The sequence below is a fragment of the Luteibacter sp. P4_E6 genome (genome assembly GCF_056401535.1).
Map to the genome: position 1 here is coordinate 1 of NZ_JBFUJE010000015.1, position 15,036 is coordinate 15,036.

The window sequence follows — 15,036 nt, forward strand, 5'->3', positions numbered from 1 at the left end:
GCCTGGTAGGAGCCGATTCATCGGCGATGGGTGCTCGCCGTAATGCTTCCAAGCCGCATACGCGACGCCCTCCCGCGACCGCGTCCCCCGCATCGACCATGCCCACTCTGACACTGCTGTCAGCAGACACTCATGCAATGAACGGACACATCCTCGACCACGGCGCGGGCCGCGGCGACTGATCGTCGAAGGACCCTCCCGCGACGATGAGTGGGCCGCAATCCGCGGCCTTACGGGTGACGTGAATGAACCTCTTGCAAGCCATAGGAGCGCTTAGGCGGCGCAGGCTCAGCACGATGATCTTTGCCTTGGTGACGGCGTGCGTATCGATGGACGTGGGTGCGGCTACCCTGGCTGAGATGTCGCCAGAAGAGCGGACGCTCCTGGTTAGTCAGATGAACGCCTCGGTGAAAGCGGTCGGCGATAAGGGCTTCTTCTACTACGAAGACCCATTACCGGTTACTGCTTTGGTAAGCCTCGACATCGACAACAACGTTGTCGTGATTGATCTGGATGAGAGGATCGGGCCACGAGCTCAGCGATCCGAGACGGAAGACTTCCTCGATACGATTCGTTTCTCGATTCTGGAGCACTACGATCGGATCGAGGGGATGATGGGAATAAGATTTCTCTTCGGCGGAAAGCCTTCAACTCACTGGTTTCCCGAGCCGGCGCAAGACGAACCTGATGACGACCCGCTCGTCCGACCGACGCAGCGTGCCACAGCGCCCGTTGTCGCCATTTCGCCGGGTCACGGTCTTTACTATCACCACGGCTTCAAAGACTGGCGCCCTCACCGTGAAACAGTCAACGGAGTTCTCGAAGACGACATAACGCCCGTCATGGCCGGTCAGCTCGCCTCGGCACTACAGCGCGACGGCGTGACAGTGCACAACATTCGGCCGGAGGGCAACGTGTTGAGTCACAGGCCAAGCGGTCAGCCGTGGTGGCGACTCGGGGCTAGATATCAGCTCGAAGAAAAGCTCCCGGATCATCCGGAAATATGGCATGCCTTCCAGGGAGCGGACCACGCGCTTCGTGAACGGGATGAGGATCTTCGAAGCCGTCCCCTTTATGCCAACTTCCTTGGCGCCGACGCCTTCTTGCACGTTCATACGAATGCACACGACACATCAAGACCGCGCGGTGCACAAGCGGTCATCCAGGAACGCGCTCCGGATCGAAAGCTGGCCGTCAATATCCTCTGCAGCATGCGGGAACTGATTCATTCGAAGGATGAATTCAGCACGTACCCCATCCCGTCGAAGCCGATGCCTCTCGTTGGCAAAGGCGAGAACAAACACGCCAAGATGCCGTCCGTGATCGTCGAGGTCGGCTTCCACACGAATCCCGAGGATGCGCTTCTGCTTCGCAATAGCGAGTTCCAGGGTCTCGCCATGAGAGGCGTTGCGAAGGGCTACCGCTTGTTCCGCGAAGGCAAACCTTGCGAGGATTTCTCGGTCAAGCCCGTACTGCAAGCCTTTGGTCGCGTTGGGTATGACGTGCACCTTCCGGTCGAGTTGGCGGGCAATCCAGCCTTTCCTATTCACGTAACGTCGCGGGCCTTGAACTGCTCGGGACGCAATTGCCATTCGAGGTCGGCGAGCTTGTTCAGTCAGGCCGATGTTGAAAAACACAGGGTCCAGTACCTGTGTACCCGCGATGATATTGGCAAGCCGCTTGCGGAGATTTCGGTCGAAGCGAGAGACGCAGATGGCGTTGTGGCGAAGCCCACTGTCTATAAAGTTGCTTGCGGCCGATGAGCGTAGTTGTGTGGCTCACGTGCATGACTTAGCTTGTGACGAACGACGGGGAGGCCTCGCTGCGAAGCGAGGTCTTTTTCTTGTGTCAAGAATGTGGGAGCCGCTTCAGCGGCGAATGCCAGGTCGCCTCAACCCATCGCCGGCATAGCCGGCTCCCACAACGAGCCGCCTCTACGCCGCATACGCGACAAACGTCATCGCCACCGCATTCATGCAGTAGCGCAGCCCGGTCGGATCCGGGCCGTCGTCGAACACATGCCCGAGATGCGCATCGCAACGCGCGCACTTCACCTCGGTGCGCTCCTCGATCAGACTGCGGTCGGTGTTCTGCGCGATGTTCCGCTTCGAAATCGGCTGGTAGAAGCTCGGCCAGCCTGTGCCGGATTCGAACTTCGTCGCCGAGTCGTATAAGGCCGTATCGCAACAGATACAGCGGTACAGCCCGTTGGCGTGGCTTTCGTAGACCTTGCCGCCGCTATACGGCGCTTCGGTGCCCGCTTCACGGGTGACGTAATACGACTGCGTGCTGAGCTTCTCCTTCCATTGCTCCTCGGTCATCACGACGCGGGGCAGGGAACGGGTGTCGATCAGCTTCTTGTTCGCGCCGAACTCGTCCAGCGTCACGTTACCGCCCTTGGGCCGTGGCGCGTCAGCAGCCATGGCGGGGCGCATGCCGCGCAGGATGAAGGGCAGGGAGATCGACGCGACCGCGGTCGCGGCGAAGACACCCAGGAAGCGGCGGCGGTCGGGGTCGGTGCTGCGCATGGAGCCTCCGTAAGCAGGGAAGGGCGCGAGATCGCGCCCTTCCCACTAAGACCGGGGTTYCTGCCTAAGGCTTACAGCGGCCTCAATCGTTCACCCAGTGGCACTCGCGGTGGGTCTCATAGGTCGCGTTGTTGTTCTGGTGGGCTTTCTGAACCTGGTTGCCTACGACGCCGCCCGCAACGGCGCCACCCACGGTGGCCACGGTCTTGCCCTTGCCGTGGCCGACCTGGTTGCCCAGAAGGCCGCCCGCGACGGCGCCGATGGCCGTGCCGGCCACCCGGTGGTCGTCACTGGAGTTGATCTGCTTGGTTTCGACGTCGCGGCACTCCTGGTGCTGACTGCGGTGCTGGGCCTGGGCCGGCGGGGCAGACACGGCAACGCCGGTGGCGAGTGCGAATGCCGCAGCGGCGAGCAGATGGGTCTTCATGGCAGGTCCTCCTTCTCGGTGGCCTTCAGGGATACCGCCGCTACCGTGACGGGTGGGTCAATAGGCGCCTGGTCGGGCGATTTGGTCGACATCGCGTATGGCCGCGGTTTAATCGGCGTGCCACGGGCCTCCGCCACGGCCTCGGTCAGCTCCGCGCCGAGCAGCAGGATCAACGCCGAGTAATAGACCCAGACCAGCAGCACCACGACGCCGCCGGCCGGACCGTAGGGGCCGCCCACATTGCTGCGTTCCAGATAGATGCCGATGGCGAACTTGCCGATGGCGMAGAGCACGGCGGTCAGGCTGGCGCCGATCATGGCATCGCGCCATTCGATCACCGCATCCGGCAGCACCTTGTAGATGGCGCCGAAGATCAGCACGAACACGCCAAAGGAGATGACCATCTCCAACACGTTCCAGCCTGTCGTCCCGCCGCGCACGAAGACGGCGATCATGGCGCTGGCCGAAAATGAGATCACCAGCAGGAAGGCCAGGGAGAGGAGGAGGCCCAGCGCATGAAGGCGTGCGCGCAGCCAGCCGAGAATCGCGTGGCTGGCCTTGCCCGGACGCGGCTGCAGGCTCCACACGCGGTTGAGGGCGCCCTGGAGCTGGGCGAAGACGGCTGAGGCACCGACCAGGGTCACGCCCAGGCCGATCACGCCGGCCATGCTGCCAACACTGGGCTTCTGCTTGGCATTCTCGATCACCAGACGCACGGCCTCGGAGGCCCGCGCCCCGACCAGCCCGTTGAGGCTGTCGATCAGCTGCGCCTGCCATTCCGGGCGGAGTGAGGCCACCACCCAAAGCAGGAGTACCAGCAGGGGCGCGAACGACAGCGCGGAATAGAAGGCCAGGGCTGCCGCCCGGGTCATGAGCTCGTCGTCGCTGAAGCCCTTCGCCGTGGTGCGGACCACGGTCAAGCCGAGTTTTAGCCTTGAATGCACGCGTCGGTCTCCGTTTTCTCGCTGGCAAGCCCAGCTTCGCGGTGGCAACGCGAAAATCGCGTGGAGTGGCACCTGAGCTCGTGTGGGAGCCGATTCATCGGCGATCCCGCGGCAGCGGGCCCGGTCGTGGCGAGCACCCGTTCGCCGATGAATCGGCTCCTACAAGGAGCGCGGGTCGGGGGCGGTGTGCATTCGGGCGATGGCGCCCGGGATGCCCTCGGCGCCCTTCACCTCGATCACGCGCTCGTTCATGGCGAAGTCGGTGTCGGTCTCATACGACCAGGTGCTGTGGTAAGGCATGTAAACGCCCCAGCCGCCGAGTTCGACGACCGGCGCGATGTCCGAACGCAGCGAGTTGCCGACCATGGCGAAACGGTYCGGAGTGACATCGAACTCGCGGAACAGCCGTGCGTAGGCGGCAGGGTCTTTTTCCGAGACGATCTCAATGCGGTGGAAGACGTCGGCGAGGCCGCAGCGGGCTACCTTGTATTCCTGGTGGAAGAGGTCGCCCTTCGTGATGAGGACCACGCGATGGTCGCGGGCCACGGTTTCGACCGCCTCACGAATACCCGGCAGCAGCTCGACCGGGTGAGCGAGTACGTCCTTGCCCAGGCGCACGATGCGATGGATGTCCTGGGCCTCCACACGGCCTTCGGTGAGCTCGATGGCCGATTCGATCATCGACAGCGTCATGCCCTTGGCACCGTAGCCGAACAGCTTGATATTGCCGCGTTCGGTGTCGAGCAGGGCCTCGCGAAGGCCCTCACGGCCGAGGTCGATATAACGTCCGAGGATGGCCTCGAACTCGTCCTGCGCACGGTCGTAGAACTCCTGGCTGTGCCAGAGCGTATCGTCGCCGTCGAAGCCGACCAGGTCGATCATGGGTGCAAGATCCGGAGTTTGGCGGTGGGGTAGGATAGCGCGAGCATCCATTCGCCGATGAATCGGCTCCTACGAAGCGCGCKACGAGAAACACCATGCCCGGCTATGAATTCACCGACATCGCTTGCCCGTACTGCGGCGAAACCATCGAGGTCGCTGTCGATACATCGGGCGGCAGCCAGACCTATATCGAGGATTGCCAGGTGTGCTGCCGGCCGATCGTGATGCGGCTGGTGGTGGATGAGGGGGACGAGAGTTTCGACCTGACCGCGTCGGCCGAGAATGATGGGTGATCGTGCGGAACTCGCCTCGAGGGTGGACACCAAGGTCTCTCACGACGATACGGTCAGCTGGAGGGAGAGCCGTTGGGCGTGGGTGCTGCCGCCGAAGCTGGCCGGTACGGCGGTCGTGCTGATACGTCATTTACGGCGCGGCGAGCGTTTTCCTCGCCGCTGCGCTGACTCGCACGGATGATCTCGGCACGCTGGGGTCGACCGTTTGGCGATGGCGATGGCGATGGCAAGGAGCCAGCAGCCGAAGCGGCGTTGGTTCGTCGGCTCGACCCACACGAACCTCAGGGATGGGAAGAGTCTTCGGTGCCCACCCTCGAGGCGAGTTCCGCACAAGTGGAGCGGCCGMAGGCCAAATAAGTACACGGCCGCGCAGCGGCCTTTCCGGTACGAAACGCGGAGGACGTGTCTGAGCAGCGAGGGTGGGCACCGAAGRCTCTGCGCCGCTACGCCTGCGCACCGAAGGCTCTGCGCCGCCACGTCTACACGCCGAAGGCTCTGCGCCTCACCGCCTTCGGCGTCCCCGGGATTCCGCGATGAACCAAAAAAAAGAGGCCCGGGTTTCCCCGAGCCTCTGACAAAACAAGCCTGAGCTTTTCTTCTTTTTAGAACGCGACGCTGGTCTTCAGACCAAGAACGAAAGCGTTGTTACGCTGGCTGCTGCCACCCGGATCCTGGATGTACTGGAGGTTCGGGCGGATCGCGATCGAGGGAATCGGCGACCAGCTGTAGAACACTTCAGACACACGCTCGTAGCCACGGTTGACGATCGTGTTCGAACCCGTGATCTCGTTGATCAGGCGCTGGTTCTTCGCGGCGTAACCACTGGCGTACGAACCACCGAAGGCGGCGCCGATGAAGTCGTTCGGGCGACCGAACGGGCCCTTGTACTCCATGCCGAGCGCGACCTGGTTGTTCGTGGCCGAGGTAGCGTGGTCGGCGGACGTGATGTTCAGGAACACCGTCGCGCCTTCACCGCCAGCCGTACCCGTGACCTGCTGCGAGAACGTGATCCACGCACCCTTGCGACCGTCGTGCTGCAGCGGCTGTGCACCGGTGAGCGCGATCGGCTCGTGGTTGGCGTCGAGGTAGAGATCGTTGCCGTGCGAGGTGTTGTACCAGACGCCGACGCGGTACGAACCCGGCAGACCGTTGACGGTCGGCTTCCAGCCGAACTCCAGCGGAATCAGCGCGCCGGTGGTGCCGCTCGGGAAGGCCGGCAGGAGGCCCTTCTCTTCGGCGTACGTGTCGTCGACGTACTTCGGGTTCACCTGGTAGCCGGCGATCTGCACCCAGGTGTTTTCGGACGTCGCATACTTCACGACCGCGGCCCACTGGCTGGTCGGCCAGTTGACCCAGTAGTCGCCCACGATATTACCCGGCTGGGCACCGCAGAACGTCAGGTTCTGGAAGTCGCACGAGAACTGGTTGACGTCTTCGCCCACTGGCAGACGACCCAGCTTCACGGTCAGGCGATCGTCCAGGAACTTCTGCTCGAGAGCGAAGATCGTCAGATGCCAGGTCTGGCCACGACCGTAGACTTCCTGAATGAGCTGGTTGTTGCCGATGTTTGCGTCGGCGCCGAGGTTGCGGCCGTTACGGTCGGTCACGACGATGGTGAACTTCGCACCATTCCAACCCCAGAGCTTCTGGAGATCGAATGAGGTGCCGAGCTTCCACTGGTCAGTGTAGCGGGTGATCTCGCGGTCACCACCGGAGTAGTTGTGCGCGAGTTCCGAGCCGTAGCCCAGATCGAAGGTGACGCCTTCATCGGCGAGACGCGAGCGGGTGCCGCCCCAATCACCGAAGAGGTACTTGCTGGTCGACATGTCGCTGAAGTCGGACTTCATCGTGTCGTCTGCGTGAGCGGCGGTAGCGCCGAGACCGAGGCAAGCGAGCATCAGACCGGCGAGGGGACGCTTAGAAAAATGATTGAGCATTTACCCTTCTCCCTGAAAAAATTTAAGCTTTTTAGTTTGTGGCTTTTGATTATTTAAGTTGCAACGCACAATACTCCCCGTGCATTCAACCGCCGCATTCTAGTGTTTTTGTCGTACTAATGTGTGGGCATCGCGAATTCCGCGCCAGCGCTTTCATCGTGGTTCAGCCAACGCTGTGTAACGGCCTTCTGTTTTGTGTAAAAGCGCACGGATTCAGGGCCGTGCGCGTGGTGATCTCCCATGAGACTCTTCTTCCATCCACCAAAGCTATGGAATGCCATGGGAACCGGGATGGGCACGTTCACGCCAATCATGCCTACCTGAACACGATGCGCAAATTCTCGCGCTATTTGTCCGTCGCGCGTGAAGATCGCCGTGCCATTACCATATTCATGTTCATCGACCAGCTTCAATGCACTGGCAAAATCAGGCACACGAACCACGCAAAGCACCGGGCCGAAAATCTCTTCTTTGTAAATACGCATGGCCGGTGTGACGYGGTCGAACAGCGTGCCACCGACGAAGAAGCCCTGCTCGCACCCGGCGACCTGATAGCCACGGCCATCCACGACGAGCTCGGCACCCGAGGCGACACCGTCGTCGATGTAGCCGGTGATGCGGTCCTTGTGGATACCGGTGACCACCGGACCCATCTCCACGGTTTCGTCCATGCCGTTGCCGATGCGCAACGCTTTCACGCGCGGTGCGAGCCGGGCCACCAATGCGTCCGCGGTCGCTTCACCGACGGCGACCGCGACCGAGATCGCCATGCAACGCTCGCCGGCGGCGCCGTAGCCCGCGCCGATCAGGGCATCGGCGGTCTTGTCCAGATCGGCATCCGGCATGATGACCATGTGGTTCTTCGCGCCACCGAGTGCCTGCACGCGCTTGCCCTGGGAGGTGCCGCGGGCATAGATGTATTCCGCGATCGGCGTCGAGCCGACGAAGCTCACCGCGCGCACCAGTTCGTGGTCGAGCAGCGCATCCACGGCGGTCTTGTCGCCGTTGACCACGTTGAACACGCCATCGGGAAGGCCGGCTTCCTTGAGCAGCTTGGCCAGTTCCACCGCGAGCGAGGGATCGCGCTCGGAGGGCTTGAGCACGAAGGTGTTGCCGCAGGCGATCGCCATCGGGAACATCCACATGGGCACCATCGCCGGGAAGTTGAACGGCGTGATGCCGACACAGACGCCGATGGCCTGGCGCATGGTCCAGGCATCGATGCCATTGGCGATCTGCTCGGTGTACTCGCCCTTGAGCAGTTCGGGGATGCCGCAGGCGTATTCGACCACTTCGAGGCCGCGCACGATTTCACCTTTCGCGTCGGACAGCACCTTGCCGTGCTCGGCGACGATGACGCGCGAGAGGCGGTCCATGTCGCGCTCGATCAGTTCCTTGAGGCGGAACATGACGCGCGCACGCTTGAGCGGAGGAAGCTGCGACCAGGCGGGGAACGCGGCATGCGCGGCGCGCACGGCATGGTCGACATCGGCGACGGAGGCGAGATCGACCTCGGAAGCGACGACGCCGCGCGCCGGGTCGTAGACCGGCGCGGTGCCTGAGGGCGTACCGGCATACGGCTTGCCGGCGATGAAGTGACCGATGCGGGGGAGGGTGTCGCGGGAGGGCTGGGCGGACATGAGGTGGTTTCTCCGATCGCGGCGCCTCAGCGCGCGATCATCCATTCGTGGGCGGGATCGTTGCGGAAATGCCATTCGCGGCGGGGACCAGCCATGACATTGAGGTAGTAGCCGCGGTAGCCGTGCGGCATCACCACGGGGTGGTAGCCGCGCGGCACCATCACGACGTCGTGGTCGCCAACGGCCATCGATTCGTCGATGTCGCGATCGTCCGTGTAGACACGCTGGAAGGCGAAGCCCTGCGGCGGATCRATGCGGTGGTAGTAGGTCTCTTCGAGCACGCTTTCGTCGGGGAGGGCGTCGGTGTCGTGTTTGTGTGGCGGATAGCTGGAGGAGTGGCCGGCGGGCGTCAGCACTTCGACCACGAGCAGCGATTCGGCTTGCTCGGTCTCCGGCAGCACGTCGCACACGTAGCGCGTGTTGGCGCCGGTGCCGCGCACGGAGCGTTTCATCGAGCCGGGTTCGATCAGGCGGACGTCCAGGCGTCCACTGGCGGGTGCCGAGGCGATGGCGAGCTCCGCATCGGACTGCGCGGTCACCTTGTAGACCGACGACGGCGGCGCGTAGATGGCGTGGGTTGAGCGGGCTTCGAACACGCTCTCGCGCCCACCCAGGCCCTTCCAGTCATGGTCGCCGACGATGACGTCGACCGTGCCGGTAAGGATCACCAGGCAGCCTTCACGGTCGGCGGGCAAGGTGATCTCGGTCGTCTCGCCGGCAACGAGACGACGTGCCTCGAACCCGACGTGCTTCCAGTGGGCGGATTCCGGTGTGACGCGAACGATGGCCTCGCCCTTGGCGGCGGCCTTGACCAGCAGGCTCATGCGACCTCCCGCACCGGCACGCCATCGAGCAGCGAACGCAGCGTGTTGTAGCCTTTTTCGGCAAATTCGAAGCTGGGAGCGACGGAAGGATCCTGTTCGGCCTCGACGACCAGCCAACCCTTGTAGCCGTGGGTCTTCAGCCGGTCGATGATGCCGGCGAAATCGATACAGCCGTCACCCGGCACGGTAAAGGCACCGTTGAGCACGGATTCGAGGAAGGTCCAGTGGCGGTTGCGCGCCATGCGCACGATGCCGGGGCGTACGTCCTTGCAGTGGACATGGCAGATGCGGTCGATATGCCTGTTCAGGACAGTGAGTGGATCGCCGCCGCCGAAGTACGTGTGGCCGCTGTCGAAGAGAAGGCCCACGTCGTCGCCGGTGTTGGCCATGAGCTGGTCGACATCGTCGGGCGATTCCACATAGGCACCCATGTGGTGGTGGTACGCCAGGCGCACGCCACGGGAGAGCGTGAACGCCGCGAACTCGGTGAGGTTGTCGCCGTAACGCTTCCAGTCGTCCGCCGTACGGAAACGCGGACGCTTGTAGAGCGGATGCGGTTCGCCCTGGATGGCATCGGCCACCTCACCGTAGACCATGACCTTGCAGCCGTTCTCGGCGAGCAGGCGAAGGTGGGTCTCCACGGCGACGATCTCGTCCTTCGCCGGGCGCGCCGCGACGCGGCCGCTATACCAGCCGGAGACGACGTCGAGCCCGTAGCCGGCCATCAGGTCGCGCAACGCGGCGGGATCCTTCGGGAACTTGTTGCCGAGTTCGAAGCCTTCGTAACCGATGGCCTTGCCTTCACTGAGCGCCGTGGAAAGCGGTGTCTCGCCACCGAGCGACGGGAGGTCGTCGTTGCTCCAGGAGATCGGGTTGATGCCGATGCGGATGGGATCATTCTTCATGCTGGCGTGTTCCTGGCCTTGCGGCCCACGGTGGCGGATTCATAGCCCGCGCGCGCGTCGCGCACGGCTTCCCGCGTGGAAACTTCCGGCACCGCCACTTCCCACCATACGCCGCCTTCTTCGGTCGTGCGCGTGTGGTCGGTATCGATGCTGATGAGATAGGTACGGTCGGCGTCGCGTGCCCGCTCCATGGCCGCTTCGAGCCCGGCGATGTCGGCCACGTGCTCGGCGATGGCGCCAAGCGAACGGGCATGCGCCGCGAAGTCGATCATCGGCATGCCGTGGCCGCCTTGCAGGCAGTCGTCGAACATGTTGTTGAAGGGCGCGCTTCCGGTCGCCTGTTGCAGACGGTTGATGCAGCCGTAGCCGCGGTTGTCCAGCAGCACGATGATGAGCTTGGCGTCGAGCATCACCGAGGTGGCGATCTCCGAGTTCATCATCAGATAGCTGCCGTCACCGACCATGACGATGACTTCGCGCTCCGGCGCGGCCATCTTCGCGCCCAGGCCGCCGGCGATCTCGTAACCCATGCACGAGTAGCCGTATTCCATGTGATAGCCGCCCGGGGTTTCCGTGCGCCACAGCTTCTCGAGTTCGGCGGGCAGGGTGCCGGCGGCGCAGAGCACGATGTCGTTGACCGTCGACTGCGACGACGAGCGCTGCACCGCGCCGATCACTTCGCCGTCGTAAGGCAGGCGGCCCGGCGGTGCGCTGCGTTGTTCGGTGATGCGCGACACCACGTGCACCCACTCGCTGGCGGCATCGCGCGAACGCGTGGTCCAGGGACCGGGTGCGGCCCAGTCTTCGAGACCGAAGCTCAGGTCGTCGAGGACCTGGCGTGCATCGCCGATCACTTCGAGGCCTTCGCCCTTCAGTGCGTCGAACGCATTCACGTTCACCGAGAGAATGGGTACGTGCGAGAACAGGGCGTTCGAGCCCGTGGTGAAGTCCTGGAGACGCGTGCCCACCGCGATGATCAGGTCGGCATCGCGAAGCAGGGCATTGGCTGAGGATGACCCGGACACGCCGGCGGGCCCGAGGTGCAGGGGATGGTTCCAGGGTAAGGCGCCCTTGCCGGCCTGGGTCTCACACACCGGTACGCCGTGCTTGTCGGCGAAGTCGAGCAGCGCGTGCGAGGCCTTCGCATAAAGGACACCACCGCCGGCGATGATCACCGGGCGCTCCGAGGCTTCGATCGCGTCCAGTGCGTACATCAACTCGTCGTCGGTCGGTTGCGGTGCGCGGAAGACGATTTCGCGTGGCTCGAAGAACGAGATCGGAAAATCCCAGGCCTCGGCCTGCACGTCCTGCGGAAGGGCCAGTGTCACCGGCCCGCAGAGGGCGGGATCGGTCAGTGCTCGGATCGCGCGGGGCAGGGCGACGAGGAGTTGTTCCGGGCGGACGATGCGATCGAAGTAACGCGAGACCGGGCGCAGCGTGTCGTTGACCGACACCGTGCCGTCCGAGAAATCCTCGAGCTGCTGGAGTACCGGATCCGGCGCGCGGGAGACGAAGATGTCGCCTGGAAGCAGGAGTACCGGCAAACGGTTCACGTGGGCGAGCGCGGCCGCGGTGACGAGGTTGGTGGCACCGGGACCGATGGAGGTGGTCACGGCCATCATGCGGCGACGCATGTTCGTCTTCGCATAAGCGATGGCGGCATGCGCCATGGCCTGCTCGTTATGGGCGCGGTAGGTCGGCAGCTTGTCGCGGGCTTCGTACAGCGCTTCGCCGATGCCAGCCACGTTGCCGTGGCCGAAGATGGCGAAGACGCCRCCGAACAACGGCGCCGATTCATCGGAGTCCGCGTCGCGGCCGCGCAGGGCGGCCAGGTAACGGATCAGCGCCTGGGCGGTAGTAAGACGGATGGTTGCGCTCATGCGGCCGCGCCTTCCTTCATTCGCTGGTCCGGCGTGCGCCGTCCGTCGCGCCACAGCGCAATCATGCGTTCGAACGCGGCGCGGGCCTGCGCGACCAGGGTCGCGTCGTCGATCTTGCCGGCCAGCCAGGCCGAAGCGGGCTCGATGAAGAGCGTACGGCCCACGGCGAAGCCGCGCACCGTCGAGCTGTCGAGGGCGTCGGTAAAGCCGGCTGCCAGCGCTTCCACCGGCGCATTGAGGCCGAGCAGGAGCACGCCACGGCAGTAGGGATCCCGTTCGTGGATGAGCGCATCGATCGCACCCCAGGCCTCGCGACGCGGCGGACAGAGTTTCCACCAGTCCGGCCGGATGCCGAGGTTGTAGATACGCTTCATCGCGCGCAGCACCTGGTCGTCGCGGTGCGCGGCGTCCTTGCAGCCCGGCGGAATGACCTCGAGGAGCAGTTCGTGGCCGCTCACCTTTGCTGCGTCATACAGGGCCAGCAGCTGGGTCTCCTGCTCCACGCGGTGCATGGGGTCGGCGTCCGGATCGAAGGCGACCAGGCACTTGATGACGTGTTCCTTCGGCCAGCTCACCAGCTGCGTGCCGATGGAGCGGCCGCGTTCGAATTCGAGCGGGTTGGAGCCGGGGACTTCCACCGGACGACCGATCCACCAGCCACGGCCACTGGCGGAGTTCAGCGCGTCCTGGCCGTAACGGTCGTCGGCAAGCAGGCCGATGTGCCCGTGCAGCTGACCGGCGCGCTCCGTCGCGGCGACGGCCTCGACCAGCAGTTCCTTCAGCCGCGGAATGTTCGCCTCGTGACCGCCCACATCACGACTCAGTTCGAAGAACGGCGTGCGGTGGTCGAAGGCGAAGACGTAGAGATCGTCCCAGGTTTTGCGCGGCACCGAGGTGCGGTGCAGATGGGAAAGCTCCTTATCCAGGTCCGGTCGCGGGATACCGCCTTCACGGGCGAGGAAGGCATCCAGTTCGGCGCGGCTCGGCATGGCCGGCGCGCAACCGTGGCGAGATACGACGATGGCGCCGCAGGCATTGGCGAAGGCACAGGCACGCTCGATGCTCTCGCCACTCAGCCAGCCGGTGAGGAAGCCGGACAGGAAGGCATCGCCGGCGCCGAGCACGTTGAGCACCTCGACACGGCTGCCGCGATACGTTGGCGCATCGTCGATGCTCGCGGGAATGACGCCTTCAATGACGCTGCAACCGATGGCACCACGCTTGACCACCAGAGTGGCCGCAGTGATGCCGCGAACGGCACGCAGGGCGGCCATGAGGTCTTCGCTACCGCCGGCGATATGGAACTCTTCCTCCGTACCGACGATGAGATCGAAACCGGGAAGAATAGCCTGCAGGTGACGGGTGACGTGGTCGGCGGCGACGAAACGCTGTTCGCCTTCACCGCGGCCGGTCAGGCCCCAGAGCACGGGGCGGTAGTCGATATCCAGCACGGTGCGCACGTCGTGCTTGCGGGCCAGCTCGATCGCACGCGAGCTGGCCGCATGGACGCCCGGCTCGGAAAAGTGCGTACCGGTGATGGCGAGCGCCCGGCATGTCGCGATGAACGCTTCGTCGATATCGTCCGCGGTCAGCGCCATGTCCGCGCAGTTCTCGCGATAGAACAGCAACGGGAAGGTTTCACGATCCTTGATGCCGAGGATGGCCAGCGCGGTCAGGCGCTCATGGTCGATCCGGATCTGGCTGACATCACTGCCTTCGGCGGCCAGTGTCTCGGTGAGGAAGCGGCCCATGTGGTCGTCGCCGACGCGGGCGAGCATCGCCGAATGCATGCCCAGTCGGGCCGTTCCGAAGGCGACGTTGGCCGAGGAGCCGCCAAGGTACTTGGCGAAGCTGGTGACGTCTTCGAGGCGGGCGCCGATCTGTTGGGCGTAGAGGTCCACGGCGAGCCGGCCGAGGCAGGCGACGTCGATGGGGCGGGAGGGGGAACGGGGCAGGGGGCTTCGCATAAGGGTTCCGTAATCAGGCCGCGCGGCCTTCCAGTTCGTCGACCAGGCTCTGGATCTCGGTGCCGCCGGCCATCATGTCGAGCACGGCTTCCTTGGTGATGTCCTTCTTGGCGAAGGTACCCATGGACTGGCCGCGGTTGAGCAGCGTGAAGCTGTCGGCGATCGGATRAGCGTGGTGCACGTTATGCGTGATGAAGATCACCGAGATGCCACGCGCGCGTGCCTGATGGATGAGCTTGAGCACGTTGCAGGACTGCTTCACGCCGAGGGCGGCGGTGGGCTCGTCGAGAATGAGCACCTTGGCGCCGAAATGAATGGCGCGCGCGATGGCCAGGCACTGGCGCTCGCCACCGGACATCGTGCCAACGGGCTGGCTGGCGTCGCGCACGCGGATACCCATCTCGGCCAGCTTGTCGCGCGCGGTTTCGTTGGCGTAGTTCATGTCGATGACGGGGATGACGCCGAACAGCTTCTTCCGCGGTTCGCGACCGGCGAAGAAGTTGCGCGCCACGCTCATCAGGGGCACGAGCGCCAGATCCTGGTAGACCGTGGCGATACCGCGGTCGAGGGCTTCGCGCGGCGAGTTGAAACGCACTTCCTCGCCATCGACACGATACGAGCCCGAGCTCGGCTGATGCACGCCGGCCAGGGTCTTGATCAGGGTGGACTTGCCGGCACCGTTGTCGCCGAGCAGGCAGTGCACCTCGCCGCGCTTGAGGCGTAGCGTGACGCCCTGCAGGGCAATGACGGTACCGAAGAACTTGCTTACGTCGTCGAGCTCGRGGATGTAATCGTCGGCCATGGTGGCA

The 15,036-nt window shown here is 64.2% G+C and carries 13 protein-coding genes; 2 read left to right on the forward strand and 11 right to left on the reverse strand.

Features of this window, described 5'->3' with window-relative positions; genetic code table 11:
- Nucleotides 1-245: 245 nt before the first annotated feature.
- Nucleotides 246-1,763 carry an N-acetylmuramoyl-L-alanine amidase gene (locus AC1DT2_RS02290; RefSeq protein WP_477293963.1) on the forward strand — a complete coding sequence of 506 codons (1,518 nt, stop codon included), beginning with the start codon at nucleotides 246-248 and terminating at the stop codon, nucleotides 1,761-1,763.
- 171 nt (nucleotides 1,764-1,934) lie between these two features.
- On the opposite strand, the gene msrB is transcribed toward AC1DT2_RS02290, so the two are convergent.
- The 4 genes from msrB to AC1DT2_RS02310 all read right to left on the reverse strand — a co-directional run bounded on the left by msrB (nucleotide 1,935) and on the right by AC1DT2_RS02310 (nucleotide 4,781).
- Nucleotides 1,935-2,528, reverse strand: a complete 594-nt coding sequence (gene msrB, locus AC1DT2_RS02295; protein ID WP_063572005.1) for a peptide-methionine (R)-S-oxide reductase MsrB — start codon at nucleotides 2,526-2,528, stop codon at nucleotides 1,935-1,937.
- 82 nt (nucleotides 2,529-2,610) lie between these two features.
- On the reverse strand, nucleotides 2,611-2,955 hold the full coding sequence (locus tag AC1DT2_RS02300) for a glycine zipper 2TM domain-containing protein (RefSeq protein ID WP_477293966.1): 345 nt from the start codon (nucleotides 2,953-2,955) through the stop codon (nucleotides 2,611-2,613).
- Nucleotides 2,952-3,899 (reverse strand): YihY/virulence factor BrkB family protein, encoded by a 948-nt coding sequence (locus AC1DT2_RS02305; RefSeq protein WP_477293968.1) that lies wholly within the window; start codon nucleotides 3,897-3,899, stop codon nucleotides 2,952-2,954. The genes AC1DT2_RS02300 and AC1DT2_RS02305 overlap by 4 nt, the downstream gene beginning before the upstream one ends.
- Nucleotides 3,900-4,058: 159 nt before the next feature.
- A complete protein-coding gene (locus AC1DT2_RS02310; RefSeq protein ID WP_477293970.1) occupies nucleotides 4,059-4,781 on the reverse strand; it encodes an HAD family hydrolase in 723 nt (240 codons plus the stop codon).
- Nucleotides 4,782-4,876: 95 nt separating this feature from the next.
- On the opposite strand from AC1DT2_RS02310, the gene AC1DT2_RS02315 reads away from it, so the two are divergent.
- A complete protein-coding gene (locus AC1DT2_RS02315) occupies nucleotides 4,877-5,074 on the forward strand; it encodes a CPXCG motif-containing cysteine-rich protein (RefSeq protein ID WP_063572002.1) in 198 nt (65 codons plus the stop codon).
- A 602-nt stretch (nucleotides 5,075-5,676) separates the two neighbouring features.
- Here the strand turns inward: AC1DT2_RS02315 and AC1DT2_RS02320 are convergent.
- The 7 genes from AC1DT2_RS02320 to AC1DT2_RS02350 form a co-directional block, all read right to left on the reverse strand.
- Nucleotides 5,677-7,011, reverse strand: coding sequence for a carbohydrate porin (locus AC1DT2_RS02320; protein ID WP_082879066.1), 1,335 nt, complete (start codon nucleotides 7,009-7,011; stop codon nucleotides 5,677-5,679).
- A 116-nt stretch (nucleotides 7,012-7,127) separates the two neighbouring features.
- Entirely contained in the window at nucleotides 7,128-8,651 is a 1,524-nt protein-coding gene (locus tag AC1DT2_RS02325; RefSeq protein ID WP_477293973.1) for a CoA-acylating methylmalonate-semialdehyde dehydrogenase, read from the reverse strand.
- Nucleotides 8,652-8,677: 26 nt separating this feature from the next.
- Nucleotides 8,678-9,475: a 5-deoxy-glucuronate isomerase gene (iolB, locus tag AC1DT2_RS02330; RefSeq protein ID WP_477293975.1), complete on the reverse strand. Its 798-nt coding sequence runs from the start codon at nucleotides 9,473-9,475 to the stop codon at nucleotides 8,678-8,680.
- Nucleotides 9,472-10,380 carry a myo-inosose-2 dehydratase gene (gene iolE, locus AC1DT2_RS02335; protein ID WP_477293976.1) on the reverse strand — a complete coding sequence of 303 codons (909 nt, stop codon included), beginning with the start codon at nucleotides 10,378-10,380 and terminating at the stop codon, nucleotides 9,472-9,474. The genes iolB and iolE overlap by 4 nt, the downstream gene beginning before the upstream one ends.
- Nucleotides 10,377-12,260, reverse strand: a complete 1,884-nt coding sequence (gene iolD, locus AC1DT2_RS02340; RefSeq protein WP_477293978.1) for a 3D-(3,5/4)-trihydroxycyclohexane-1,2-dione acylhydrolase (decyclizing) — start codon at nucleotides 12,258-12,260, stop codon at nucleotides 10,377-10,379. The genes iolE and iolD overlap by 4 nt, the downstream gene beginning before the upstream one ends.
- Nucleotides 12,257-14,227 carry a bifunctional 5-dehydro-2-deoxygluconokinase/5-dehydro-2-deoxyphosphogluconate aldolase gene (locus AC1DT2_RS02345; protein WP_213949556.1) on the reverse strand — a complete coding sequence of 657 codons (1,971 nt, stop codon included), beginning with the start codon at nucleotides 14,225-14,227 and terminating at the stop codon, nucleotides 12,257-12,259. Before AC1DT2_RS02345 ends, iolD begins: the two co-directional genes overlap by 4 nt.
- Nucleotides 14,228-14,240: 13 nt before the next feature.
- Nucleotides 14,241-15,029, reverse strand: a complete 789-nt coding sequence (locus AC1DT2_RS02350; RefSeq protein ID WP_477293980.1) for an ATP-binding cassette domain-containing protein — start codon at nucleotides 15,027-15,029, stop codon at nucleotides 14,241-14,243.
- Nucleotides 15,030-15,036 lie beyond the last annotated feature (7 nt).

Coding starts and splice junctions, on each gene's coding strand:
- AC1DT2_RS02290 (WP_477293963.1), top strand. CDS start 246: ATGAACCTCTTGCAAGCCATAGGAGCGCTTAGGCGGCGCAGGCTCAGC.
- msrB (WP_063572005.1), bottom strand. CDS start 2,528: ATGCGCAGCACCGACCCCGACCGCCGCCGCTTCCTGGGTGTCTTCGCC.
- AC1DT2_RS02300 (WP_477293966.1), bottom strand. CDS start 2,955: ATGAAGACCCATCTGCTCGCCGCTGCGGCATTCGCACTCGCCACCGGC.
- AC1DT2_RS02315 (WP_063572002.1), top strand. CDS start 4,877: ATGCCCGGCTATGAATTCACCGACATCGCTTGCCCGTACTGCGGCGAA.
- AC1DT2_RS02320 (WP_082879066.1), bottom strand. CDS start 7,011: ATGCTCAATCATTTTTCTAAGCGTCCCCTCGCCGGTCTGATGCTCGCT.
- iolE (WP_477293976.1), bottom strand. CDS start 10,380: ATGAAGAATGATCCCATCCGCATCGGCATCAACCCGATCTCCTGGAGC.
- AC1DT2_RS02345 (WP_213949556.1), bottom strand. CDS start 14,227: ATGCGAAGCCCCCTGCCCCGTTCCCCCTCCCGCCCCATCGACGTCGCC.